Origin of the sequence: Yimella sp. NH-Cas1, assembly GCF_022359705.1 — a bacterium.
Classification (GTDB): domain Bacteria; phylum Actinomycetota; class Actinomycetes; order Actinomycetales; family Dermatophilaceae; genus Yimella; species Yimella lutea.
In genome coordinates, this window is record NZ_JAKSGG010000003.1 from 1,334,069 (window position 1) to 1,358,224 (window position 24,156).

Annotated in this window: 17 protein-coding genes and 1 pseudogene; 10 read left to right on the forward strand and 8 right to left on the reverse strand. The window is 67.2% G+C overall.

Annotated features, from left to right (window positions below):
* Positions 1-22 precede the first annotated feature (22 nt).
* From cphA to glgC, 4 genes are all read right to left on the reverse strand, one after another.
* Entirely contained in the window at positions 23-2,881 is a 2,859-nt protein-coding gene (gene cphA / locus MF407_RS06735) for a cyanophycin synthetase (protein WP_129625137.1), read from the reverse strand.
* A 96-nt stretch (positions 2,882-2,977) separates the two neighbouring features.
* Positions 2,978-3,865 carry a cyanophycinase gene (locus MF407_RS06740; protein ID WP_129625138.1) on the reverse strand — a complete coding sequence of 296 codons (888 nt, stop codon included), beginning with the start codon at positions 3,863-3,865 and terminating at the stop codon, positions 2,978-2,980.
* A complete protein-coding gene (gene serB / locus MF407_RS06745; protein ID WP_129625139.1) occupies positions 3,858-5,087 on the reverse strand; it encodes a phosphoserine phosphatase SerB in 1,230 nt (409 codons plus the stop codon). The genes MF407_RS06740 and serB overlap by 8 nt, the downstream gene beginning before the upstream one ends.
* Complete coding sequence (gene glgC, locus MF407_RS06750) at positions 5,084-6,331, reverse strand: glucose-1-phosphate adenylyltransferase (protein WP_129625140.1); 1,248 nt, start codon at positions 6,329-6,331, stop codon at positions 5,084-5,086. Before glgC ends, serB begins: the two co-directional genes overlap by 4 nt.
* 96 nt (positions 6,332-6,427) lie before the next feature.
* On the opposite strand from glgC, the gene glgA reads away from it, so the two are divergent.
* Positions 6,428-7,645, forward strand: coding sequence for a glycogen synthase (gene glgA / locus MF407_RS06755; protein WP_129625141.1), 1,218 nt, complete (start codon positions 6,428-6,430; stop codon positions 7,643-7,645).
* Positions 7,646-7,837: 192 nt separating this feature from the next.
* Entirely contained in the window at positions 7,838-8,323 is a 486-nt protein-coding gene (locus MF407_RS06760) for a GNAT family N-acetyltransferase (RefSeq protein ID WP_129625142.1), read from the forward strand.
* Positions 8,324-8,469: 146 nt separating this feature from the next.
* On the opposite strand, the gene MF407_RS06765 is transcribed toward MF407_RS06760, so the two are convergent.
* Together MF407_RS06765 and MF407_RS06770 are read right to left on the reverse strand one after the other, a co-directional pair.
* Positions 8,470-9,591 (reverse strand): HNH endonuclease signature motif containing protein, encoded by a 1,122-nt coding sequence (locus tag MF407_RS06765; protein ID WP_239701827.1) that lies wholly within the window; start codon positions 9,589-9,591, stop codon positions 8,470-8,472.
* A 459-nt stretch (positions 9,592-10,050) separates the two neighbouring features.
* Positions 10,051-10,806 (reverse strand): hypothetical protein, encoded by a 756-nt coding sequence (locus MF407_RS06770; RefSeq protein WP_239701828.1) that lies wholly within the window; start codon positions 10,804-10,806, stop codon positions 10,051-10,053.
* Positions 10,807-10,848: 42 nt separating this feature from the next.
* Here MF407_RS06770 and MF407_RS06775 point away from each other — a divergent pair.
* The 4 genes and pseudogenes from MF407_RS06775 (at position 10,849) to MF407_RS06790 (ending at position 14,884) form a co-directional block, all read left to right on the forward strand.
* A pseudogene (locus MF407_RS06775) lies at positions 10,849-11,642 on the forward strand (ABC transporter ATP-binding protein).
* Between the two features lie 43 nt (positions 11,643-11,685).
* Positions 11,686-12,450 carry a sulfite exporter TauE/SafE family protein gene (locus MF407_RS06780; RefSeq protein WP_129627550.1) on the forward strand — a complete coding sequence of 255 codons (765 nt, stop codon included), beginning with the start codon at positions 11,686-11,688 and terminating at the stop codon, positions 12,448-12,450.
* A 7-nt stretch (positions 12,451-12,457) separates the two neighbouring features.
* Positions 12,458-13,267, forward strand: a complete 810-nt coding sequence (locus tag MF407_RS06785) for an RNA methyltransferase (RefSeq protein WP_129627547.1) — start codon at positions 12,458-12,460, stop codon at positions 13,265-13,267.
* Between the two features lie 126 nt (positions 13,268-13,393).
* Positions 13,394-14,884, forward strand: coding sequence for a hypothetical protein (locus MF407_RS06790; RefSeq protein WP_239701829.1), 1,491 nt, complete (start codon positions 13,394-13,396; stop codon positions 14,882-14,884).
* 100 nt (positions 14,885-14,984) lie between these two features.
* Here the strand turns inward: MF407_RS06790 and MF407_RS06795 are convergent, their stop codons facing one another.
* Both MF407_RS06795 and MF407_RS06800 read right to left on the reverse strand, forming a co-directional pair.
* On the reverse strand, positions 14,985-15,359 hold the full coding sequence (locus tag MF407_RS06795; RefSeq protein WP_239701830.1) for a DUF3037 domain-containing protein: 375 nt from the start codon (positions 15,357-15,359) through the stop codon (positions 14,985-14,987).
* Complete coding sequence (locus MF407_RS06800; protein WP_239701831.1) at positions 15,356-16,120, reverse strand: HipA family kinase; 765 nt, start codon at positions 16,118-16,120, stop codon at positions 15,356-15,358. The genes MF407_RS06795 and MF407_RS06800 overlap by 4 nt, the downstream gene beginning before the upstream one ends.
* Before the next feature lie 58 nt (positions 16,121-16,178).
* On the opposite strand from MF407_RS06800, the gene MF407_RS06805 reads away from it, so the two are divergent.
* From MF407_RS06805 to MF407_RS06820, 4 genes are all read left to right on the forward strand, one after another.
* The gene (locus MF407_RS06805; RefSeq protein ID WP_239701832.1) at positions 16,179-16,973 is read left to right on the forward strand and encodes a lysophospholipid acyltransferase family protein; all 795 of its coding nucleotides are present in this window, start codon (positions 16,179-16,181) and stop codon (positions 16,971-16,973) included.
* 43 nt (positions 16,974-17,016) lie between these two features.
* On the forward strand, positions 17,017-19,104 hold the full coding sequence (locus MF407_RS06810) for a DEAD/DEAH box helicase (protein WP_239701833.1): 2,088 nt from the start codon (positions 17,017-17,019) through the stop codon (positions 19,102-19,104).
* Between the two features lie 44 nt (positions 19,105-19,148).
* On the forward strand, positions 19,149-20,483 hold the full coding sequence (locus MF407_RS06815; RefSeq protein WP_129627529.1) for a DNA polymerase IV: 1,335 nt from the start codon (positions 19,149-19,151) through the stop codon (positions 20,481-20,483).
* A gap of 240 nt (positions 20,484-20,723) precedes the next feature.
* A complete protein-coding gene (locus MF407_RS06820; RefSeq protein ID WP_239701834.1) occupies positions 20,724-24,128 on the forward strand; it encodes a transglutaminase family protein in 3,405 nt (1,134 codons plus the stop codon).
* Positions 24,129-24,156 lie beyond the last annotated feature (28 nt).

Below are 24,156 nucleotides of genomic sequence, written 5' to 3' on the forward strand. Positions count from 1 at the left end.
CGCAAGTAGTGGATTCGCGAGGTCAGTTCTGCGGACGCTCCATCGCTTCGCGGACCTCGATGTCGTCCTTGGCCATCGCCGACTCCGCCTCGGCCGCGAGTTCCTGCGGGTCGAGGTCGGGGTCGCCGGGCTGCTCGTCGCTGAAGCGTGAACCGGCCTGCGCCTTCTGGCTGAACGACTCCAGTTCGTTCAGCACCTTCGCGTGCTGGTCGACGCACAGCACGACCACGTCGCCAGGGTTGGCGCGCAGCACCGCATGACGCACCGCGTCGTGTTCGTCGAGCACGGTTTCGATCTGTCGGACGCGCGCACCGCCGGCCTGTGCTTCGCGAGCACCCTCGACCAACAGCGCGGCAGCCTCACCGGCGGGACGCCGGCGCAGGTTGTCGTCCTCGCGCATGATCAGCACGTCGAAGTGCTCGGCAGCGACCCGCGCCAATTCGCGGACGTCCTCGTCGCGGCGGTCGCCGGCAGCACCGATCATGCCGATGCGCGAGATGCGGTGGTCGGTCGAACCCTGCCGCTGGCCGACGTACGCTTCCACGAACTCGCCCAGTCGTTCCATGCCGGGCGGGTTGTGGCAGTAGTCGACGAACACCTCGGCGTTGTTGACCTCGAGGCGGTTCAGACGTCCGGGGGACAGGTAGTAAGAGGTGTCGAAGGTGCGCAGCCCCTGGCGGATGTCGTGCAGCGGCGCGCCGGCGGCGAACGCGGCACCTGCGGCGGCCAGCGCGTTGGCGACGTTCATGCGGGCCGCACCGTTGAAGGTCGACGGCAGCAGGTGGGTCCACGCCAGTGGCATCGACCGGCGACCCTGCTTCAGCACGATCATCTCGCCGCGCTCGGACGATTCGAGCACGACGGCGCGCGCACCGCGCCGGCAACGCTCGTCGATGAAGTCGCGCACCTCGGAGCCGGGGGGCTCCATCGAGAACCACACGATCGTGCCGCTGCAGCGGCGTCGCATCTTGCGCACCAGCGGGTCGTCTGCGTTGAGCACGGCATACCCATCGCGCGGAACCGCCTCGACCACAACGGATTTCACCGCGGCGAGGTCTTCGAGCGAATCGACGCCGCGCAGGCCGAGGTGGTCGGCCTGGATGTTGGTCACGACCGCGATGTCGTTGCGGTCGTAGCCGAGTCCTTCACGCAGGATGCCCCCGCGGGCGACCTCCATGATCGCGAAATCGACGCGCGGGTTCTGCAGCACCATACGAGCCGAACGGGGCCCGGACGCGTCCGCCTTGATCACCAGACGCTCGTCGATGACGATGCCGTCGGTAGAGGTCATCCCGACCTTGCGGCCGAGGCCCTTCATGATGTGGGCGAGCATGCGCGATGTGGTCGTCTTGCCGTTCGTGCCGGTGACCGCGACGATCGGTACACGCGACGGGGCACCGGGCGGGAAAAGCAGGTCGACGACCGGCTTGGCGATGAACTGTGGTTCGCCGACGGTCGGGTGCGTGTGCATCCGGAAGCCGGGAGCGGCGTTCACCTCGCAGATGGCCCCACCGGTCTCGCGCACCGGGGCGGTGATGTCGGGGCAGATGAAGTCGATGCCGGCGACGTCCAACCCGATCATCCGGGCGGCTTCCTCGGCGATCTCGATGTTGTCGGGGTGGGCGTCGAACGTGCGGTCGACGCTGATGCCTCCGGTCGACATGTTGCCGGTCAGGGCCAGCTTCACCATCTTGTCCGCGGGCGGAACCTCGTCCATGCCGAAGCCCTGCTCGCGGACGAGCTCGATCGCGGCGTCGTCCACCTTGATCCGGGTGAGTACCTTCTCGTGACCGACACCGCGTCGCGGGTCGGAGTTGGTGATGTCGACGAGTTCTTGCACGGTGTGCTCGCCGTCGCCGACAACGTGCGCGGGGACGCGCTCGGCGATCGCCGCCATGCGTCCGCCGATGATCAGGCAGCGGTAGTCCTTGCCGGTGATGAACGACTCCACCTGGACGACGCCGCGCCGCGACTGCGCCTGCGCGATCACGAATGCGTCCCGCACCTCCTCGTCGGAGGTGAGGTTCAGGACGACGCCGCGTCCGTGGTTGCCGTCGAGCGGCTTGACGACCACCGGGAAGCCCACGCGTCGAGCGGCGGACACGGCGCCATCGGCGGTGCGCACGGTCTCCGCCTTGGGCACCGGCAGCCCGGCAGAGGCGAGCAGCCTGGTGGTGAGGTTCTTGTCGCCGGCGATGTCGACAGCGAGTGCGGAGGTCTGCGAGGTCATCGTGGCGCGGATGCGCTGGGCGTGCACGCCCTGACCCAGCTGGACGAGCGAGTGCTCGTTCAGGCGGGTCCAGGGAATGTCGCGGCTGACAGCCTCTTCGATGATGGCGCCGGTGGACGGCCCGAACGCGGTGCGTCCGGCGCGTACCAGGAACTCGTCGAGGGCGGTGGTGAAGTCGAAGCCTTCCTCGGGCTGCACAAGATGGTTGACCAGTCGCACCGCGAGTTCGCCCGCCGCCAGGCCCACCCGCTCGTCCATGAAGCCGTAGATGACGTTGTAGACACCCACCTCGTCGCGTACGGCTCGGGTCTTGCCGCGCCGCATGTCGTGGCCGGCCTCCTGCTGCAGTTGCAGGGCGATGTGCTCGGCGACATGGCCCAGCCACGTGCCCTCGCGCAGCCGCTCGACGAAACCGCCCCGTTGGCCGCGGGAACACGTGTGGGCTTCGATGTTCGGCAGCAACTCGACCAGCTGGTCGGTGAAACCGGGTAACAGGTTGGTCGGGTACTGCTCCAACACGCCGAGGTCGACGACCAAGTGGATGGCCTGCTCGTACGACCACACGTTCGGACCCCGGTACACGCGTGTCGAACGGATGGTGAGCTCCGGGGCCGCGGGTTCGGTCGGGGTCTGCGAAGGCGTTTGGGTCATGTGCTCACTTCCGGTTCAGGCTCGGTAGCCCCGTGCTGGTTCCGTGCTGGTTCCGTGCTGTTTCCGTGCTGGTTCAGTGCTGGTTCAGTGCTGGGATCAGTGGTGCCGCAACGCGGCTGCGGCCGTGGCGGTGTCGTGCTGGTCGCGGCCGGACTGGACGGCGACATCGGCGTACTTCTCGACGAAGTCGACAAGCGTGGCGGTCTCCAGGTCGAAGGTGGCACCGAACGGCAACGTGTGGACAACGGCGCCGGTGACCAGCAGCGGTGCATCGCGCCGTGCTTCGTGGGCGTCGGTGATCGCCTTGCGGGCGTCGACCACGAACACCGCGCCGCTGCCGACGACGGTCAGCTCAGTTTCGTCGGTGATCTCTGCGGCGGTGTCCTCGTCGATGCCCATGCCCAGCAGTGACGGCGATCCGGCGACCAGAGACAGCAGGCGTCCGTACCGGGCGCGCTGGTCGAAGTGTTGGTCGACGATGACGCCGGGCAGCAGGCCGAGCCCGGCGGTGAGCTGCGACGACCGCTGCCGCGGGGTCACGCCTTCCTCGCCCATCGAGATCATGAACTGGCTCATGATCGACGCACCCGCGGACGTGCCGGCGATCACTGCCCCACGTTGATAAGCGCGCAACAGTGCGGCGCCGAGCGGCGTCCCGACGATCAACTGGCTCAGCTTCAGCTGGTTGCCCCCAGAGATGAAGATGCCGGTGGACTCGTCGACGCGTCGGATGAGTTCCTCGTCGTTACTGGCGATCCGGTTGCGCGGGTTGACCTCGTCGATCGACTCGCAGCCCAGTCGGCTGAAGACCGTCGAGTAGACCTCGACAACCTCGTCGGGCACGGACGACGCGGTGGGAATGACGACGAGTTTCGCCTTGCGTCCACCGGCCAGCCGGACGAAGCGACGCAGGATCGTGACGCGTCCGACCTTGTCCTCGGCGCCGCCGATGATGAGCAGGGAACGAGAACCTGGTTTACGCATGGTGGGGATTGTAGGCAGCGGTGGTTTCCACGGTGTCTGCTTCCTCCACATCGTCGCGGGAAATGCCGAGCAGGAACAGCACTGAGTCCAGGTAGGGCACGTTGACGGTGGTGTCAGCTTGCTGCTGAACGACTGGTTTGGCGTTGAAGGCGATGCCGATGCCGGCGGTCGCGAGCATGTCGAGATCGTTGGCGCCGTCACCGACAGCGACGGTGCGTTCGAGGGGGAGTCCGGCGAGGTCAGCCCACTCGCGCAGGGTGCGGGCTTTCTCGGCGCGATCGATCACCGGCCCGGCAACGCGTCCGGTCAGCCGGCCGTCCTCGATTTCGAGGGCGTTGGCGCGAGCGTGGTCGATGCCGAGTTCAGCCGCCAGCGGCCCGACGATCTCGATGAAACCGCCGGACACGACCCCCACGGTGTATCCGAGACGCCGGACCGTGCGCACCAACGTGCGGGCGCCGGGTGTCAGGCGCACCTGGTCACGTACCTCGTCCAGCACACTCACCGGCAGACCGGCCAGTGCCTCGACCCGGGCGTGCAGGCTCTCGGTGAAGTCGATCTCACCGCGCATCGCCCGTTCGGTGACGGCGGCAACTTCCTGTTCGCGTCCGGCGTGCCGGGCGAGCAACTCGATCACCTCGTCCTGGATCAACGTGCTGTCGACATCCATCACCAGCAGGCGGCGTCCACGGCGCGCCAAGCCGCCCGCGGCTACAGCGATGTCGATACCGAACTGCGCTGCAACCATTGCGAGTTCACGCTTGAGTTCGGCGACATCGGCGCCGGACGCATCGAATTCCATGGCCGTGACCGGCGTGCGTGCCAGCCGGCGGATGCGGTCGATGTTGGCGCCGGATGCAGTGATGCGATCGGTGACCGCGCCGACCGCCTTGACCGACAACCGATCACCGAGCACGACGACGTACGCGCGTCCAGGACGCCGGGGTGCGTTGTCGCCGTGGCCCTCGACGAGGTGAAGGTCGAGTTCGTGTTCGTGCGCCCAGGCGTCCAGTCGCGGCCTGGCGTGCAACACGCTCTCGGCGTTGCCGAGCAGGGCGCACAGCGTGAGTCGGCCACGCACCACGACTTGCTCGAGGTCCAACACCGGTGCATCGGAGGGCAATTGGCGCAACAGAGCGTTGGTAATGCCCGGCTGGTCGACTGCGGAAACCGTCAGCAGGAGGGTGTCGACCGAAGCCGACGGAACAGCGGCCCCGGTCACGGGAGGATGACCGTCCCCTTGCCGACGACGACGATGCCGGACTCTGAGACGGTGAACCCACGGTCGCGGTCGTGCGCATGATCGATGCCGATGTTCGTACCCGCCGGCACCACGACATCCTTGTCGATGATCGCGCGCCGGATGCGGCAGTTGCGGCCGATCTCAACGTTGTTCAAGACCACCGAGTCGCTGACCTCGGAGAAGCTGTGCGTGCGGACGTTAGGGGACAGTACCGAGTTTCGGATCGTCGATCCGCTGACGATGCACCCCTGCGACACGATCGACCCCACCGCGTAGCCGGCGATGTCCGAAGCGCCCGTGGTGAACTTCGCCGGCGGGAAGTTGCCTGGGCTCGTGCGGATCGGCCAGTCGTAGTTGTAGACGTTGAAGATCGGGTGGATCGAGGTGAGGTCCATGTGCGACTCGTAGTAGGAGTCGATGGTGCCGACGTCACGCCAGTAGCCGAAGTCGCGCTCGGTCGCGCCGGGCACCTCATTGTCCTTGAAGTCGTAGACGTAGGCCTCACCGCGGTCGACGAACCAAGGGACGATGTCGCCACCCATGTCGTGATCGCTGGACTCGTTGTGGGCGTCGGCGGTGACTGCGTCGACGAGGTCCCTGGTGGTGAAGATGTAGTTGCCCATCGAGGCGAGCACTTCGTCCGGGCTGTCCGCCAGGCCCTCCGGGTCGGACGGCTTCTCCAGGAACGCACGCACCTTGCCCGGTGTCTGCGGGTCGAGGTCGATGACGCCGAACTGGTTCGCCAGCGAGATGGGCTGGCGTATCGCGGCGACGGTAGCGGCCGCCCCGGACTCGATATGCCGGCTGAGCATCTGGCTGAAGTCCATACGGTAGACGTGGTCGGCGCCGACGACCACGACGTACTCGGGCCGCTCGTCATGAATCAGGTTGAGGCTCTGGAAGATCGCGTCGGCCGAGCCGGCGAACCAATGTTTGCCGACGCGCTGCTGCGCGGGCACGGGAGCGACATAGTTGTCGAGCATCGTGGACATGCGCCAGGTCTTCGTGACGTGCCGGTCGAGGCTGTGCGACTTGTACTGGGTGAGGACGACGATCTTCAGGTAACCGCTGTTCACCAGGTTCGACAACGCGAAGTCGATGAGGCGGTAGATGCCGCCGAACGGGACGGCCGGCTTCGCACGATCCTGCGTCAGCGGCATCAGACGTTTGCCTTCGCCTCCGGCGAGGACGATGGCCAGCACTTTCGGACCCTTGGAAACCATGGGTCCAACCTATGACGTTCGAGGTCGTCGGTGCGGGGAACGTCCGGTCGACGTCCGCAGACATCTCGCACCCTGGGCAGCGGTAGCGTTTCGAGCATGCGAGTGGACGTGCTGACCAAGGAGTACCCACCCAACATCTACGGCGGGGCCGGTGTTCACGTCGCCGAGCTCGTCCGGGCGTTGCGCGGCATCGGGCAGGAGGTGGCGGTGCGAGCGTTCGGCAAACCGCAGGACGAGCCGGATACTTACGGCTATCCCGATCTGCCGGAGTTGGCGGACGCGAACGGTGCGCTCAAGACGCTCGGCGTCGATCTCACGATCGCGCAGGACTGCGGTGAGGCCGACCTGGTGCATTCGCACACCTGGTACGCGAACATGGCCGGTCACCTGGCCTCGATGCTCTACGGCATCCCACACGTGATCAGCGCACATAGCCTGGAGCCGCTGCGTCCGTGGAAGGCCGAGCAACTCGGCGGCGGCTACCAGGTTTCGTCGTACGTCGAGCGCACCGCGTACGAGCACGCGGCGGCGATCATCGCGGTGAGCGACGGCATGCGCAAGGACGTGCTGCGGTGTTACCCCGACATCGATCCCGACAAGGTGCGAGTCATCCACAACGGCATCGACTCCGAACTGTGGCAGCGGGATTCGTCGGACGAGGGCAAGGAGATCGTGCGAAAGCACGGCGCCGACCCCGACAAGCCGTCCGTCGTGTTCGTCGGACGCATCACTCGCCAGAAGGGCATGCCCTACCTGCTGCGCGCCTGCCGCGAACTGCCGGACGAGGTCCAGCTCATCCTGTGTGCCGGGGCGCCGGACACCCCGGAGATCCTGCAGGAGGTCAAGGGCCTCGTCGACGAGCTGCGCGACAACCGCACCGCACCCGTCATCTGGATCGACGAGATGCTTCCGCGCAAGGAAGTCATCGCACTGCTCTCTGCTGCAACGGTTTTCGTCTGCCCATCGGTGTACGAGCCGCTCGGCATCGTGAACCTCGAGGCAATGGCCTGCGAGGCCGCGGTCGTGGGAACGGCGACCGGTGGCATCCCCGAAGTCGTTGCGGACGGCGAGACCGGTTGGTTGGTCCCTATCGAACAGGTCTCCGACGGCACCGGCACCCCGGTCGACCCCGACAAGTTCGTCGCCGACCTGGCCGCGACACTGAACGAAGCCGTCTCGGATCGGGAGGAAGCCGAGCGTCGTGGCCGCGCCGGTCGCGAGCGTGCCGTGGAGAAGTTCGGCTGGGACGCGATCGCCGAGAAGACCAAGGCTGCATACGAGGAGATCGTCGCTCAGTCCTCCAAGAGGGACTGAACGCTCAGATCGGGCGGTGGCTTCGATGAGGTGGCGTGTCGAGTGCGCCACGAACGGACGACCGGCCCGCATCTGCGCGTCCAGCTCTCTGAGTGGTTCCTCGTAGCGGGAAACGCCGTCGGTGAGGTGGGTCATGACCCGCGCTCGTCGAAATCGGTTGTGGCTGAACAGCGGTTCCGGTGGACTGAGCCCATGACCGAAACTGTCAGCATCCGTCCGCTCCGCGTGACCGACGCCGGCGAAATGGCCATCGTTCTCGCCGATCGCGACCTCTACGAGTTCACCGGCGGTGAACCGCCGAGCCGGTCCGAGCTGGAGAGGCGTTACGCCGCCCAGGTCCGTGGGCATTCTGCGGACGGAACCGAAGTATGGATCAACCACGTCGTCGTCGCCGGTGGACAGCAGGCGGCTGTGGGTTACGTGCAGGCGACCGTTCCAGCAGGTGGGGGGCCGGCCGAGATTGCTTGGGTCATCGGCCGACCGTGGCAGCGTCACGGCTACGCGACCCGGGCGGCCTCGTTACTCCTCGAGGAACTGCGCGCGCGAGGAATGGAGGAGATCGTCGCTCACATCCACCCGAATCACGAGGCGTCCCAGCGCATCGCGCGTCATCTGGGATTGCAACCTACCCAGATCACGGAGGACGGTGAAACGCGCTGGGTCGGCCGCGTGGGATAAGAGGTCGCGGGCTTACCCTCTGCAATGCAGCAAAGTGCCTACGTGGTGGCCAGGTCGAGCAGCCACTCATTCGCGGACCCCAGCGACAAGACGCTGCGGATGTCTGAGCCGAGGTTCAATGCCCTGTTCGTCGCGCCGCGACTCGGTCAGCCGGTGTTGTGGAATTCGATCCAGTGCAGGTTGAGGGGTTCCCAGGATTGTCGCTCATACGGTTTCGCCGGCTTCGTCGGCGTGGAGCGCGCGCCGGGTGGGGTTGCTGGGTCGGGCGGTCGGTAGCCGAAGCGGTCGCCGTACCGGCCTCGGAACACGAAGAACCCTGGGGTGAGAGCGGTGATGGTGAAGTCGGCGGCGTGTAAACGGTCGTGATGGAAGGGACAGAGGCTGATCAGGTTGCCCAGGTCGGTGTTGCCACCTTTGGACCAGTGGATGACGTGGTGCACTTCGACGTACCGGTGGGTTCCGCACCCTGGGAAGCGGCAGCCGTGGTCCCGGTCGTGCACGAGGCGGCGGGTTCGTCTAGGGACGATGCGTTGGGTGCGTCCGACGTCGACGGGGTACCCGTTCTTCTCGATGATCGGCACGATCAGCCCGTCACACGAGAGTTTCTCGCGGAGTGCGGGTGGGAGGGCTCCGGCACCGCCCGACCAGCCGTGTCCGTGGGCGTCGAGGTGGAACAGCACCCGGTAGGTGTCCGCCCGACCCGGCACCCCGCCGGTGCCGGCGTGAAGCGAGCGGAGCATGGCTTCGAGGAACGCGTCCGCCAGAGTGATCCGTGGTTTCCCGGCCGCGTCCAGACCGTCACCCAGGTCCGTGCCAAGGTCGGCGCCAAGATCGGGGGCGCGGTCGGTGCCGGGGTCGGGCCCGCCGAACGCGGCCGGAATCCGTTGAGCCGTGGTGTCTTGGTCGGACTCGACTGCGGACTCCTGGCCGCCGCCCCGCTCGCAGTCGTTGTCGCCATCACTGTCGGTGTGACGGGTTTGCTGGAACAGCGCGTTCTTGGCTTCGTTCAACACTTGCTCGGCGAAGCATGTCAACCAGTGTTCCGGGGACCGGATCCCGGAGACAGCCCAGTGCTGTTCGGTGAGGGATTCGCGCATCACGGTGATGAGGTCGGCGTACGCGCCGGTGAGGGCACCGGCGACGCGTTCCAGGTCGTACCTCGCCACGTACGCCGGGTCGAAATCGTCCGCTTTGTCGAGCACAGCCTTCGACGAAAACGGTTCGGGTTCAACCGTTTCCGTGGTGTCGACTGCTTCATTCTCCCTCATACGAAGAGTCAACCATCGAGCACTGACAACCTCCGAATGGTCCGGTTTGCGTCGAGGGTTCGGCGTGGTTTCGGCACCGACGGACTCGTTCCTCATCCGTCGGGCTCAACCAGCGGGAGTGGTCCGGTTTGTGTCGAGGGGTTGGGGTGGTTTCGGCACCGACGGGTTCGTTCCTCATCCGTCGGGCTCAACCAGCGGGAGTGGTCCGGTTTGTGTCGAGGGGTTGGGGTGGTTTCGGCACCGACGGGTTCGTTCCTCATCCGTCGGGCTCAACCAGCGGGGCGTGGTCAGGTTTCGTCGAGGGGTTGGGGTGGTTGAGTCAGCGGGCGTGGGCCTGTCTCGTCGGGGGGTCTCGATCGCGCTCGGTCGCTAGAGCTCCCTCACTACTCGACCACCGTGATCGGTTCAGGACAAGCGCAGGTACTCGGCTGACGGTTCACGCCGTCCCAGGAGCTCGGGTCAGCGGTCGGGGACTACGCCGGCCATGGTGAGGGCGGCGAGGTTTGTCGCGTCCGCGAGGACCTGGTCGCACTCGATCATCAGCCGCCGGAGCACCTCGTGCCGCTGGCTGTGTGCCGATGCACCGACGATCGGGTCATGGTCGAGCGCCGCCTCGGCTGCGGTCGACACGGTGGCCGCGCTCCAGATCGTCCGGGCCAACCGTGCAGGCATCCCGGCAGGCAGCCCGAAGGCACCCGAGAGATGCCCCGCAGCTTCGTCCCGTTCGCTCGATCGCTGCCACGGGACGAGGTCGATGTCCACGAGTTCCGCCGTCGCAGAGGCGATTTCGGACTGCAGCCGTCGTTCGATGGACGAGCCGGTCAGCATTTCGATGCGGTGGGTCGGCGTGGGGGAGCAGTCGAAGGCACGAAGTTCGGCCCGCCAGCCCTGGTCCTGTTCGGGTCCATACGGTTCGATCAACGGCACCAGGGCGCCGCCGATCATCGGCACGTATGCGCACTCACCCGCGTCCAAAGTCTCGGCCATCAGACTCGTCGAACCTTGAGGCACCGACTGCGCGTGACCGGGATGTGGCAGGGCACACGGCATCACCCGCTCACCGAGTTCACCCCACAGTTGCAATCGGTCGAGGTCGCCGCTCACGTCGTCGACGTCGGGGAAGGACCGCTCGATCACCGACGCGCCGAGCGCCTGACCGTTCCAAGCGGCCGTCGCCCACAGCGCCAGTCGGACCGATGCCGGGAGAGTGCCCATCCGGCCACCGTAGATGTTCCACCTGCCGGATAGGTTTGGGCCATGAGCGATGTGTTGGCGTTCGCCGGAGTGACCGTCGTCCGAGGCGACAAGAAGTTGCTCGACGACGTGACCTGGGAGGTCGAGGAGGGCGAGCGCTGGGTGGTGCTCGGCCCGAACGGTGCGGGTAAGACGACCCTGCTGCAGATCGCCGCAGCGCGGATGCACCCGTCATCGGGTGTTGCCGGCGTGCTGTCGGAGGTACTCGGCGCGGTGAACGTCTTCGAACTGCGCCCCCGCATCGGTCTGGCCTCGGCCGCGATCGCCGACCGGGTTCCGCGCGAGGAGCGGGTCGGCGACGTCGTCGTCACCGCGTCCTACGGAATGGTCGGACGCTGGCGCGAGCAGTACGACGAACTCGACCATGAGCGTGCGAAGGAACTCCTGGCCACCATCGGTGCCGACCACCTGATCGACCGCCGCTTCGGCACCTTGAGCGAGGGGAGCGCAAGCGCGTCCAGATCGCGCGCGCCCTCATGGCTGACCCGGAACTCATGTTGCTCGACGAGCCCGCCGCGGGTCTCGACCTGGGTGGCCGCGAGGACCTCGTCCGCCGTCTGGGTGAGTTGGCCGAGGACGTCTATGCGCCCGCAATGGTCCTGGTGACCCATCACGTCGAGGAGATCCCGCCGGGATTCACCGACGTGTTGATGCTGCGGGGAGGACGTGTGGTTGCTGCCGGCCCCATCGAATCGACATTGACCGCCGAGAACCTCTCGGACGCTTTCGGGGTGCCGCTCGTGCTCGATCGGCACGAAGGTCCGAACGGTGACCGTTGGAGCGCACGCGCAACCTGAGACTGCGCCGATGACGTCGACAGCCCTTGGCTAATCTGCAGCAATGCCCTGGACCGAAGCCCTGCTGATCCTGCTTGCCGGAATGGCTGCAGGAACGATCAACACCATCGTCGGTTCGGGCACCCTGGTCACGTTCCCGACGCTGCTCGCATTCGGCGTACCGGCGGTCACCGCCAACGTGTCCAACACGATCGGTCTTGTGGCCGGGGGCCTCAGCGGCACCTGGGGCTACCGGCGCGAGGTGCGCTCGACCGCCGACCAGCTCAAGCGTCTGGCACCGATGTCCTTGCTCGGTGCGATCGTCGGCGCTCTGCTGCTCATCACGTTGCCGGCCGAGGCCTTCGACGCGATCGTCCCAGCGCTCATCCTGGTCGGCGTCCTACTGGTGATCTTCGGTCCGCGCATCCAGAAATGGGCCGCCGAGAATCACCCCGATCACGAGTCGCCCGGACGGCGGGTGCTGCTCGGTGTCGGGATCTTCGTCGCCGGAGTGTACGGCGGGTACTTCGGTGCGGCACAAGGGGTTCTGTTGATGGGAGTGATGAGCGTCCTGCTCGCACAACCGCTGCAGAAGCTCAACGGGATCAAGAACGTCCTGGGCACGATCGTCAACGCGGTCGCCGCCCTCACCTTCATCCTCGTCTCCCGCGAACACGTGGACTGGAAGATCGCCGGACTCATCGCGGCCGGCGCACTTATCGGAGGCTTCGTCGGCGGCTCGGTCGGTCGCAAGCTCCCACCCAACGTCCTGCGAGGATTCATTGTGGTCGTGGGCATCGTTGCCATCGTCAACCTCCTGGTGAACTGAGTCGGCGATGACCGTGATCCGGATCGACGACCCGTCCGACGCGAGGGTCCGCGATTACTTCGGCCTGACCGACGTCGCGCTGCGCCGCGTCCTCGAACCCGCCGAGGGTCTCTATCTGGCCGAGAGCGAGAAGGTCATCCGTCGAGCGCTCGCCGCGGGCCACCGTCCGCGCTCGTTCCTGATGGCGCAGCGTTGGCTCGACGATCTGGCAGACCTCGTGGCCGATGCCGAACGAGACGACACTCCGGTCTTCGTGGCGGAGCCCGCCGTGATCGAGGCGATGACCGGCTTCCATCTGCACCGTGGAGCCCTGGCCTCGATGCATCGACCGGTGTTGCCTGCGTGGCAGCACGTGGTCGCCGACGCGCGGCGCATTCTGGTGATCGAGGACGTCGTCGACCACACGAACGTCGGGGCGATCTTCCGCTCGGCCGCAGCGATGGCTGCGGACGCCGTCCTCATCACGCCCCGGTGCGCCGACCCCCTCTACCGACGGGCTGTGCGGGTGTCGATGGGCACGGTGTTCCAGGTGCCGTGGACGCGGATCGAGCCATGGCCGTCCGCAATCGAGGAAATGCGCGAATCCGGTTGGTACGTCGCAGCGCTCGCGCTGGACGACGAGGCCCAAACGTTGGACGAACTCGCCGCAGCCGATCACGACCGGCTGTGTCTTGTCGTCGGCACGGAAGGTGACGGACTGTCGCGCCGCACGATGGCACTGAGCACTCGCACCGTCTGCATACCGATGGCCGGCGGCGTCGACTCGCTCAACGTGGCGGCGGCGTCCGCCGTCGCACTCTGGGCAACGAGAGACTGAACCGACTCCCGTCCGAACGTTCATCAGGCGGGACAGACCAACGGACGCCCGTTAGCGCGTACGTTCGGTTGTCGAACCACCTACCGGGGTGGACCTATTCGATCTCACGAAGGCAGGAGAGTCGTAATGGACAACCGGATCCTCTGGATCATCATCGCCGCGGTGGTGGTGCTCGCCATCATCGCGCTCGTCGCGATGATGAACAACAAGAAGAAGAAGGAACGGCAGCGCGAGGAAGCAGCACAGCTGCGCGACAACGCCGCCGCCCAGGAGATGCAGCTGAAGGAGCGCGAGCGCGAGGCCGACCTCGCCGCGCGTGAAGCAGGCCAGCGCCGCGAGCAGGCCGACCGTGCCGCTGCGCAGGCGCGCAAGGCTGAGCAGGCTGCGTCGGCGAAGGTGAACGACGCGCAGAGCGTGCGCGACGACTACGACGAGAAGCAGCGCCAGGCCGACCTGCTCGACCCCGACGTCGAGACCGACAAGGACGGCAACCGTCTCGACGGTTCGCGCCCCGGCGGACACGACGACAGTGACTCGGGCATGGACCTGCGTGACCGGGACAACGACGGTGACCGCTTCGGTGACCACGACGCCGACCGACGTGCTGCTGACCAGCGGGACGGTGACGGGCCGGGTTGGGGCACTGGCGCAACCGCCGGTGGTCTGGGTGCCGCGGGCGCTGGTGGCGTCGCGTACCAGGGCCGTGACAATGACAGGCGTGACTCAGGCATGGACCTGCGTGACCGGGACAACGACGGCAACCGCCTCGGCGACCACGACGCCGACCCCCTCGGTGACAACGATGGTCGTGACTCGGGCATGGACCTGCGTGACCGTGACAACGACGGTGACCACTTCGGCGACCGTGACGCCGACCGCATCGGTCAGACCAGCACGATGGGCGATGTCGCCGGCGACGCTCACCACGGTGGCTACGACGAGCAGGGTCGGACCGACACGCACTTCGGCGACGGCCTGGCGGGCAACAGTCCGCGTGGCCACGAGGGCACGCTGCGCGACGGCGACCGCGAAGGTGGCCTCGGCGGTCACTCCTACGACGACGGCCGGACCCTTGATCGCGGCAACGAGCCGGGTTACCAGCACGAGGGTGGCCTGGACGGACAGCACTTGGGCCAGAACGACCGTAGCCCGCGTCAGCTCGACCAGGGCGGGTACGCCGACGAGTCGTCCGCGGGCTGGGCGCAGCAGCATGACGCCCAGCAGCCTGGCTATGACGCCGACCAGACTGCCGGACAGCAGAACTGGAACGACCAGTCCCGCGAGACCGGCGGCTTCGAGAACCGCTCTGCGGACTTCGGCGGTCAGCCGAACCAGGTCGGCGCAGGCACGGCCGGTGGCTCCACGGCGGTCGGCGGTTACGGCGTGGGTCGTGACGACGCGGTTCGTTCCGGGGACACCGGCAACCTGCAGGACGGCGCCGACTGGCACACCTCGGGCGACCAGCGTGACGTCCAGGCCGGGCACGACGGCATCCGGGACGACCGTGTCGGCGACGGCGTCCAGGACGTCAACCGCGACGCGGACGGCGACCACAAGTCGATCGGTGACCGCATTCGTTCCCTGCGGGACGACGTGCGCGGCCGCGACGGCAAGTAAATGAGCTCCGGTCCGCGCGGCTGACTCGTTGAGTGGGTCGCGCGGACGGAACCAGCACGAAGGGCGCTCCTCTCGCTACGGCGAGGGGAGCGTCCGGCGTTCACCCGACGAGTCGGTCGAGCAGCCTTCGTGCCTCTGCCGCCGGGTCGTCGGTGAGCCCGCCGTGCACCGGCCCCGGCTGGATCGCTGTGCTCCGCGGCGCGACCAGCCAACCGAAGCGTGCTCCGAGCGAGCGGATCGAAGGCTTTCCGGGCGCGGATTCGCCTGCGGCACAAGCACGCAACGACGCCAGCGCAGTCTCGATCTCGCTCAGATCGACTTCGGGTGCAAGTGCTCGCACCAGGTCGGAACGAACAAGCCACTCGACGCTCAGGTGGTCGGCCATCTGTGCGTAGACGACAACACCGATGTTGACGAACTCTTCACGCTCCACTGCCGGCACGAACCGCAGGACGGCGTACTGGTAACCGATCATGCGTTCCTCGGCATCCACGCGTCCGGACGAGCGAGGCGTTCGACGAGGTGCTCCACGTACATCGCGCGGACCGCTTCCGGGCCCGGCAGATCGGCCGTCGACTCCAGCCACTCGTCCGGCACGTCGTCGAGGACGCGAGCGATGAGCTCCCGGCTGAGGATCGCGGTGGCGCGTTCATGGACGGCACTGACGTCATCTGCGACCTCGCGCAGGATGTGCGAGGAGTCGTCGAAGCGTGCGGCGGCGAACCGCGCAGGGTCGGGTTCCCTCGAGGGCCAGGAGTGATGAAAGTAGAGGGCGGCGCCGTGATCGATCGCCCACAGGTTCTTGCCCCAACGCAACAGATTCGGGTTGTGCGGGGTGCGGTCGATGTTGGCGACACAGGCGTCGAGCCAGAGAATCGCCGAGGCTTCGTCCGGCGGCGGGGGAGTCGAGCCGTCGTAGTTGAACGCGCCGGGTAGGAAGTCCATCCCGAGGTTCAAACCGACGGACGCGGTGAGAAGGTCCTGCACCTCTTCGTCGGCCTCGTATTTCGCGATCTGCTCCGGCATGTCGACGAGCCTCAGATCGGGGACGCGGATGCCGAGGGCGCGAGCGAGGCCGGCAACGATGATCTCAGCCACGAGCACCTTCACACCCTGACCGGCGCCGCGGTACTTGACCACCCAGGTGCCCTCGTCGTCCGCCTCCATCACACCGGGCAGCGAACCACCCTCGCGCAGCGGGACCACGTAGCGCAGGGCGTTGACGATGGGCAGCACACGGCCACTCTAGTGAGCGTGCGCACGAGCAGGCCGACTCGTCGATAGGGTTGCCCGCATGGAGCCGGTCTACACACCCGTCGTTCACTTCGCCCGCGGGTTGTTCGCCGCGCAGGGGCTGCGCTTCCAGCGCACCGGCCAGGAGGCCATTCCGCAGACCGGTGGGGGTGTCGTCGCGATCAACCACATCGGATACCTCGACTTCGCCCTCGCGGGGTACGCCTTCAAGGACGTCGGACGTCTGGTGCGCTTCATGGCGAAGAAGGAAGTGTTCGACATGAAGGGCGTCGGCTCGCTGATGCGAGGGATGAAGCACATCCCGGTCGACCGATCGGCGGGCGCCGGTGCGTACCGCGAAGCGGTCGCGGCTCTGCAGCGCGGCGAATTGATCGGCGTGTTCCCGGAGGCCACCATCTCGCGCTCCTTCGAACTCAAGGAGTTCAAGACCGGCGCGGTGCGGATGGCTCAGGAAGCCGGCGTCCCGATCATCCCCACGATCGTCTGGGGCTCGCAGCGGATCTGGACCAAGGACCACCCGAAGAAGCTGGGCCGTACCGGTGTTCCGATCATCGTGACCGTCGGCCGCCCGATCGAAGCGCCTGCCGACGCCGACCCGGCGCAGCTCACCGAACAGCTCAAGGCCGAGATGAAGCAGATGCTCGACCGGGCCAAGGCGCAGTACCCGCCGATGACCGGTGAGGACCTCGCTTTCCTTCCGAAGGCGCTCGGCGGAACGGCTCCCACGGTGGACGAGGCGGCCGAGATGGAGGAGCAGGAACGTCAGCGGCGTGCGGCACGCAAGGCGGAGAAGGCGGCGAAGGCCGCCAAGAAGAAGGGTTCTGCACAGCCTTAGGTCTCCGGCCCGCGTTGTCGGTACCCCGTGAAAAGGTCGAGGCATGTCGACCGAACTTCTGCAGAACGCCGTCAGTCGGGTGCTGGGTGCCCTCGCCGGTCCCGACGCCACCTTGCGCGACGGGCAGGGTGAGGCACTCGAGACGCTCTCGCAGCCCGGGTCCCGCGTGCTGGTCGTCCAGGCGACCGGGTGGGGCAAGTCGGCGGTCTACTGGATCGCCACGACGATGATGCGCGACCGCGGTGACGGACCGACGCTGGTCGTCTCGCCGCTGCTGTCGTTGATGCGCGACCAGGTGCAGGCGGCCGAACGAGCGGGCCTGGTCGCGGCGACCTTGAACTCCTCGAACATCGACGACTGGTCCCGGATCGAGGCCGACCTCGCGGCCGATCGTCTCGACGTTCTGCTGGTGTCACCGGAGCGTCTGGCCAACCCGGGGTTCGGTGCACGAGTGCTCGATGCGTTGACCGGACGCCTCGGCATGGTGGTCGTCGACGAAGCACACGCGGTCAGCGACTGGGGCCACGATTTCCGTCCGGATTACCGACGTGTGGTCGACGTGCTCGGACGCCTGAACCCGCAGACACCCGTCCTGGCCACGACCGCCACCGCCAATGCGCGCGTGGTGGAAGACGTTGCGGCACAACTGGGTTCGGACACCCTGGTGCTTCGTGGACCACTCGCCCGGTCCAGTTTGACGCTCGCGGTTGCAGCCCAGATGGATCCGCTCGCCCGCTTCGCGTGGGTGGCCGATCACCTGCCGACGCTGCCCGGTTCGGGCATCATCTACACGCTGACCGTGGCCGATGCTCAACGTCTGGCCGAGGTGCTGCGCACCAAGTACTCCGGCGATCCGTCCCTTCAGGTCGCCGCCTACACCGGGCAACTCGACGGCGCCGAACGCGAGCGACTCGAAGACGCGCTGCGGCGTAACGAACTCAAGGCGTTGGTTGCGACGTCCGCCCTCGGCATGGGATACGACAAGCCGGACCTGGGGTTTGTGGTGCACGTCGGGGCTCCGCCGTCACCGGTGTCCTACTACCAACAGGTCGGACGTGCCGGCCGCGCGATCGACCATGCTCTGGTCACCTTGCTTCCGTCTGCTTCGGACGAGGCTGTCTGGGAGTACTTCGCCACGGCCACCATTCCCAAGCCGAAGGAGGTCGAGCGGATCCTCGAACTCCTGGGTCAGGCAGTGTCGCCGCTGTCCGTGGTGGCGCTCGAGGCCGAGTCCGGAGTGCGGCGCACGCGGGTCGAACTGCTGTTGAAGCAGTTGGCTGTTGACGACATCGTGGTCCGCACCACCGACGGGTGGTCGTCCACCGGCAAGGACTGGAGTTACGACCAGGAGCACTACGACTCGGTGTTGGCGACGCGTCGCCGTGAAGCGGAGATCATGCGTCGCTACGTACGTGGCCAGGGCTGCCTCATGCAGTTGCTCCAGGAGTCCTTGGACGACCCGTCCGCTGCACCGTGCGGTCGCTGCTCGGTCTGTATCGGCGGCTTACCGGAAGGTCTTGCCGCAGAGGCGAATTCGGAGACGATGCGCGGTGTGCGACGGGTGCTGCGCACCGAGCGCCACGTGCTGGAACCACGCAAGATGTGGCCCGGGGGAGCGTATGGCACCCGCGGCAAGATCCCGGTCGCCCAGGCGGCTGACCCCGGACGGGTACTCGTCCATGCCGACGCGCCGGAGTGGGCCGACTCGCTCGCCGGTTGCCTGCAGACGGGAGCGGCAGCCGATCCTGAACTGCTCGAACACGCGGTGCACACCCTCGCCGACTGGAGCAAGCAGTGGGTGGACCGGCCGACCTGCATGATTGCCGTGGCTCCGGGCGGCATGCCGGATCTGGCGGGTTCGGTCGCCGAGCACCTGGCGAACGCCGGCCGGCTCCCGCACGCGGTCTGGGCGACCGATCGCGTCCCGACGGATCTGCCGAGCGCCGACGAGGCCGCCGTCCTTCGTGATTGCCTCGACGCCGGCCCGGACGCGAACGTCGACGGCCATACGGTTCTGCTGGTGATCGACCGGACGTCGTCCGGCTGGGCGGCCACGGTGGCTGCCGCTGCGCTGCGCGAGCGAGGAGCGGCCCGCGTCCTGCCGCTGGTGATCCATCGCAGCGTCGGCTGAACACCGACGGTCGCGGGCTGCGTCCGACAGGCGACAATGGAACGGTGAGAAGCCGTCCGAGTGTGTTGCACCTCGACCTCGACGCCTTCTTCGCCGCGGTCGAGCAACGCGACAAACCCAGCCTGCGCGGCAAACCCGTGGTGGTCGGCGGGACGGGTGGACGAGGCGTCGTGGCGACCGCCTCCTACGAGGCGCGTAAGTTCGGAGCCCGGTCGGCGATGCCTACCGCTCAGGCGCGCCGACTGTGCCCGCCCGGCACGGCCTTCCTCAGTCCGCGCGGCGCCGCGTACCGAGCCTCCAGCGCGATCGTCATGGAACTGCTGCACGACCTGTCGCCCACGGTCGAGCAGGTCTCCGTGGACGAGGCTTACGTCGACCTCGCACACGGCGATATCACCGACTTCGCGGTCGACGCGCTGCACAACCGGATTCAACGCCTGCTCGGCGAGATCACCGAGCGCACAGGGGGATTGACGGCGAGTGTCGGGATCGGCACTTCGAAGCAGATCGCGAAGATCGGGTCGGACCTGGACAAGCCGAACGGTTTGGTGATCGTCCCGGCCGGCCACGAGAACGAGGTACTCGGTCCACTACCGGTTCGAGTGCTCGGTGGCGTGGGTCCGGTGACGGGCGAGCGGCTGCGCTCGTTCGGCGTCGAGACCGTTGCCGACCTGCAACGAATGTCGGTGACCGACCTGGTGAGCATCTTCGGTGAGTCCCACGGACGAGGGTTGCACGAGATGGCCTTCGCGAGGGACGATCGCCCGATCGTCACCGAGCGTGAGGCCAAGAGCATCTCGGCCGAGGAGACCTTCCCGGTCGACGTCGCGGACAGCACCGTTCTCGATCGTGAGTTGGTGAAGCTGGTGGAGCGGGTCACTGCGCGCTTGCAGGAGCACGGACACTTCGCCCGGACGATGACGATCAAGGTGCGGCACGGCGACTTTTCCACCTTCACCCGATCGGAAAGCACGCTGCACCCGACCGGCGACCTCGCAACGATCCTGTCGGTAGCCCGCAGATTGCTCGTCGGTGCGGACACCGCAGCGGGCCTGCGGTTGCTCGGTTTCGGGGTGTCCGGCATGTCGCCGCACGCCCAGGAACGGATGTCCTTCGAGCAGGAGGAGGTCGAGCAACCGTCCCCGGAAGCCGCGGTCACCGCGCATGATGTCGACGACGGCTGGGGCCGCAACCCGCAGACCTGGACACCGGGCGCCGACGTCCGGCACGCCGAGCACGGTGCCGGTTGGGTGTGGGGGAGCGGCCTGGGCCGAGTCACCGTTCGATTCGAGGGCCCGACCACCGAACCCGGACCGGTCCGCACCTTCAAGGCCGATGATCCGCAACTGGAGCACGCCGCACCGCCGGAGTGGAATTGATGCTTACCTGTGCGCTGTGAAGGCGCACGGGATGAATCAGATGCAGCAACACCCGTCTTCGACGACCGCGCCGGCGGCACCTCAGGGTCATCGGATGCCGTTGAACGACGCGCTTGGCTGGCGGCTTCCCTGCTCGATTTCTTCGATGACGCGGATGCTCATCACAGCCAGGTGAAAGTGCGCGGTACCGGCTGGTGAGCAGCCCCTGACGCACCGCTTCGGATGGCTAGGGTGGGGCGGGTGACGATCCGGGTAGCCCTCCATCACCGCACGACCTACACCTTCGACGAACCGGTGACGGTTCACCCGCACGTCGTCCGGCTGCGCCCGGCGCCGCACAGTCGCACCCCGATCACCGCGTACTCGCTGACGGTCTCTCCGAGCAATCACTTCATCAACTGGCAGCAGGATCCGTTCGGCAACTACCTCGCGCGCCTCGTCTTCCCCGAGCGGGTCGACAAGTTGGAGGTCACGGTCGATCTGGTCGCCGACATGACGGTGATCAACCCGTTCGACTTCTTCGTCGAGGAATACGCCGAGCACTACCCGTTCACCTATCCCGACGATCTGCGCGCCGACCTCGACCCGTACCTGCGAGTCGTCGACGACGCCGACGAAGGCAGCGGACTCAGCGAGCAGACGCAGTCCTGGATCGACCAGGCGATCGCCGATGCGCAACCGGGCGATCAGAACCCGGGCATCGTCAACTTCCTGGTCGCGATGAATCAGGCTGTGAACCGGGCGGTTTCGTACTCCGTGCGGATGGAGCACGGAGTGCAGAGCCCGCGGGAGACCCTCGATCGCGGCATCGGGTCCTGTCGTGACAGCGCCTGGCTGCTGATCGCGGCGCTGCGCCGCGCCGGTTTGGCGGCTCGATTCGTGTCCGGTTACCTCGTCCAGCTGACCGCCGACCAGGAAGCGCTCGACGGCCCGAGCGGTCCGAAGGAGGACTTCACCGATCTGCATGCCTGGGCAGAGGTCTTCGTACCGGGTGCCGGGTGGATCGGCATGGACGCAACCAGCGGCCTCTTCGCCGGGGAGGGTCACATCCCGCTCTGCGCGACGCCGCACCCGTCAGCGGCAGCACCGATCAGCGGTGCGACGGCGCCGGTCAACGTCGAGTTCGACTTCGCGAACACCGTCACCCGGGTCTTCGAGGACCCGCGGGTCACCAAGCCTTACACCGACGACCAGTGGTCGAAGGTGCGCGCACTCGGCGAGCACGTCGATGAACTGATGCAGGCCGGCGACGTCCGGCTCACGATGGGTGGCGAGCCCACGTTCGTGTCGGCCGACGACACCTCGACTCCGCAATGGGAGACCGCCGCCGACGGTCCGGAGAAGCGAAAGCTGGCGGTCGAGTTGGCCGACAAACTGCGAAAGCGCTACGGCAAGGGCGGGATCACGCACCACGGTCAGGGCAAGTGGTACCCGGGAGAACCGTTGCCGCGCTGGCAGATCGGTCTCATCTGGCGTACCGACGGCTCGCCGATGTGGCAGGAGCAGTCACTCCTCGACGACCCGTGGGGCGACGCCGTCGTGCCCGGCGACGACCACGAGCGTGCCATGGTCGTCCGCGACTTCACCCAGCACCTCGCAACCCGGCTCGGCTTGCCCGACGAGGTCGTCCGACCTGGCTACGAAGACCCGATCACGGATTGGCACAACGAGATTCGTCAGCCGAGCGGCGACCGCCCCGGTGACGACGTCGGTGCACTCGACCCCGATCGACGCAGCAAGCTGGAATCGAAGCAGATCGCACCCGAGCTGCCCACCGGGTGGGTGCTGCCGGTCTTCCCCGCACCTGACGGCGAAGGCTGGGGCACGGCTGTCTGGCAGACCCGCCGCGAGCACCTCTACCTCACGCCCGGCACTTCGCCGATGGGCCTGCGCCTGCCGCTCGGTTCGATCGCCTGGGCCGAGGCACCGTACGTCCCCGACGCCTCGCCGTTCGCGGCGAGCGGCACCCTGCCCGATCCCGGATCCCTCGAAACCGAGGTCCCGAGCGCTCAGGTGCACGACATCGAGGAGGCTCCGCGGACGGCGTTGACCGTCGAGGCACGCGAGGGCCACCTGTTCGTGTTCCTGCCGCCGCTGTCCGAGCTGGACGACGCGCTGCGCATGCTCGGGGCGATCGAACAGGCCGCGAAGGCGACCGGGACGCCAGTCGTGCTGGAGGGCTACGCGCCGCCGAGCGGTGGTGGCCGCCTCACCTCGCTGACCGTGACGCCCGACCCCGGTGTCATCGAGGTCAATGTGCAACCCACCTCGTCGTGGGCCGAGCTGGAGACCCTCACGACCACGCTCTTCGACGACGCCCGGTCGGTTCGTCTGGCGACGGAGAAGTTCGACATCGACGGCACTCACACCGGCACCGGCGGCGGCAACCACATCACGCTCGGTGGTTCCACGCCCGCCGAGTCGCCGTTGCTGCGTCGCCCCGACCTGCTGCGCAGTCTGATCACCTACTGGCAGCACCACCCGGCGTTGTCCTATGTCTTCTCCGGACGCTTCATCGGCCCGACCAGCCAGTCGCCACGCGTTGACGAAGGACGTCACGAGACGCTCTACGAACTCGAGATCGCCTTTCACGAACTCGACCGCGCCACAAAGGAATCCGATGGTGAACCGCGTCCATGGATCACCGACAGGTTGCTTCGTCATTTGCTGACCGACATCACCGGCAACACCCACCGCAGCGAGTTCTGTGTCGACAAGCTCTACAGTCCCGACACCGACCGCGGCCGTCTCGGCATCCTGGAGCTGCGCGGTTTCGAGATGCCGCCGCACGCTCAGATGTCGCTGGTGCAAGCGTTGCTGGTGCGTACGCTGGTCGCGCGTTTCTGGGACCAGCCCTACTCCGGCTCGCTGATCCGCTGGGGTTCACGCCTGCACGACCGGTTCCTGCTGCCCGCGTTCGCTGCAGCCGACCTGCGGGATGTGGTCTCCGACATCAACCGGTATCTCGGGCCGGAACACCAGTTCGACCCGTCCTGGCTCGACCCGTTCCTGGAGTTCCGTTTCCCGCGGCTGGGGGAGACCGACATCGCCGGCGTCCACCTCGAACTGCGCCAGGCCGTCGAGCCGTGGCACGTCCTCGGTGAAGAGGTGACCCAGGGGGGCACCTCGCGCTACGTCGACTCCTCGGTGGAGAAGGTGCAGGTCGCGGCAACCGGCCTCGTACACGGACGTCACGTCATCACCTGCAACGGAGTGCCGGTACCGCTGGTGCCGGTCGCTGGATCCGGTTGGGGCACAGGCACTCCCGGCACAGGTGGTGCGCCGGACACGAAGGTTGTTGGGGGGGTGCGATTCCGTGCCTGGTCGCCGCCGTCCGCGCTGCACCCGACGATCGGCGTCCACTCTCCGCTGGTGTTCGACCTGGTGGATCGTTGGAACGGTCTGTCGCTCGGCGGTTTCACCTATCACGTCGTGCATCCCGGCGGCCGGTCCTATGACACCTACCCGGTAAACGCCGCCGAAGCCGAATCGCGCCGTGGGAGCCGCTTCGAGGCGGTCGGGCACACGTCCGGCACGGTCGACATGTCCGGCTGGCCGTCGTACGAAACCCAGGTGCGGCACGGCAACGGTGAATACCCGTCCACGCTCGACCTGCGCCGCTTCTCGGCCGGTCGGCGCGCATGACCCGAGGGCGCGGACGATTTCATAAGGT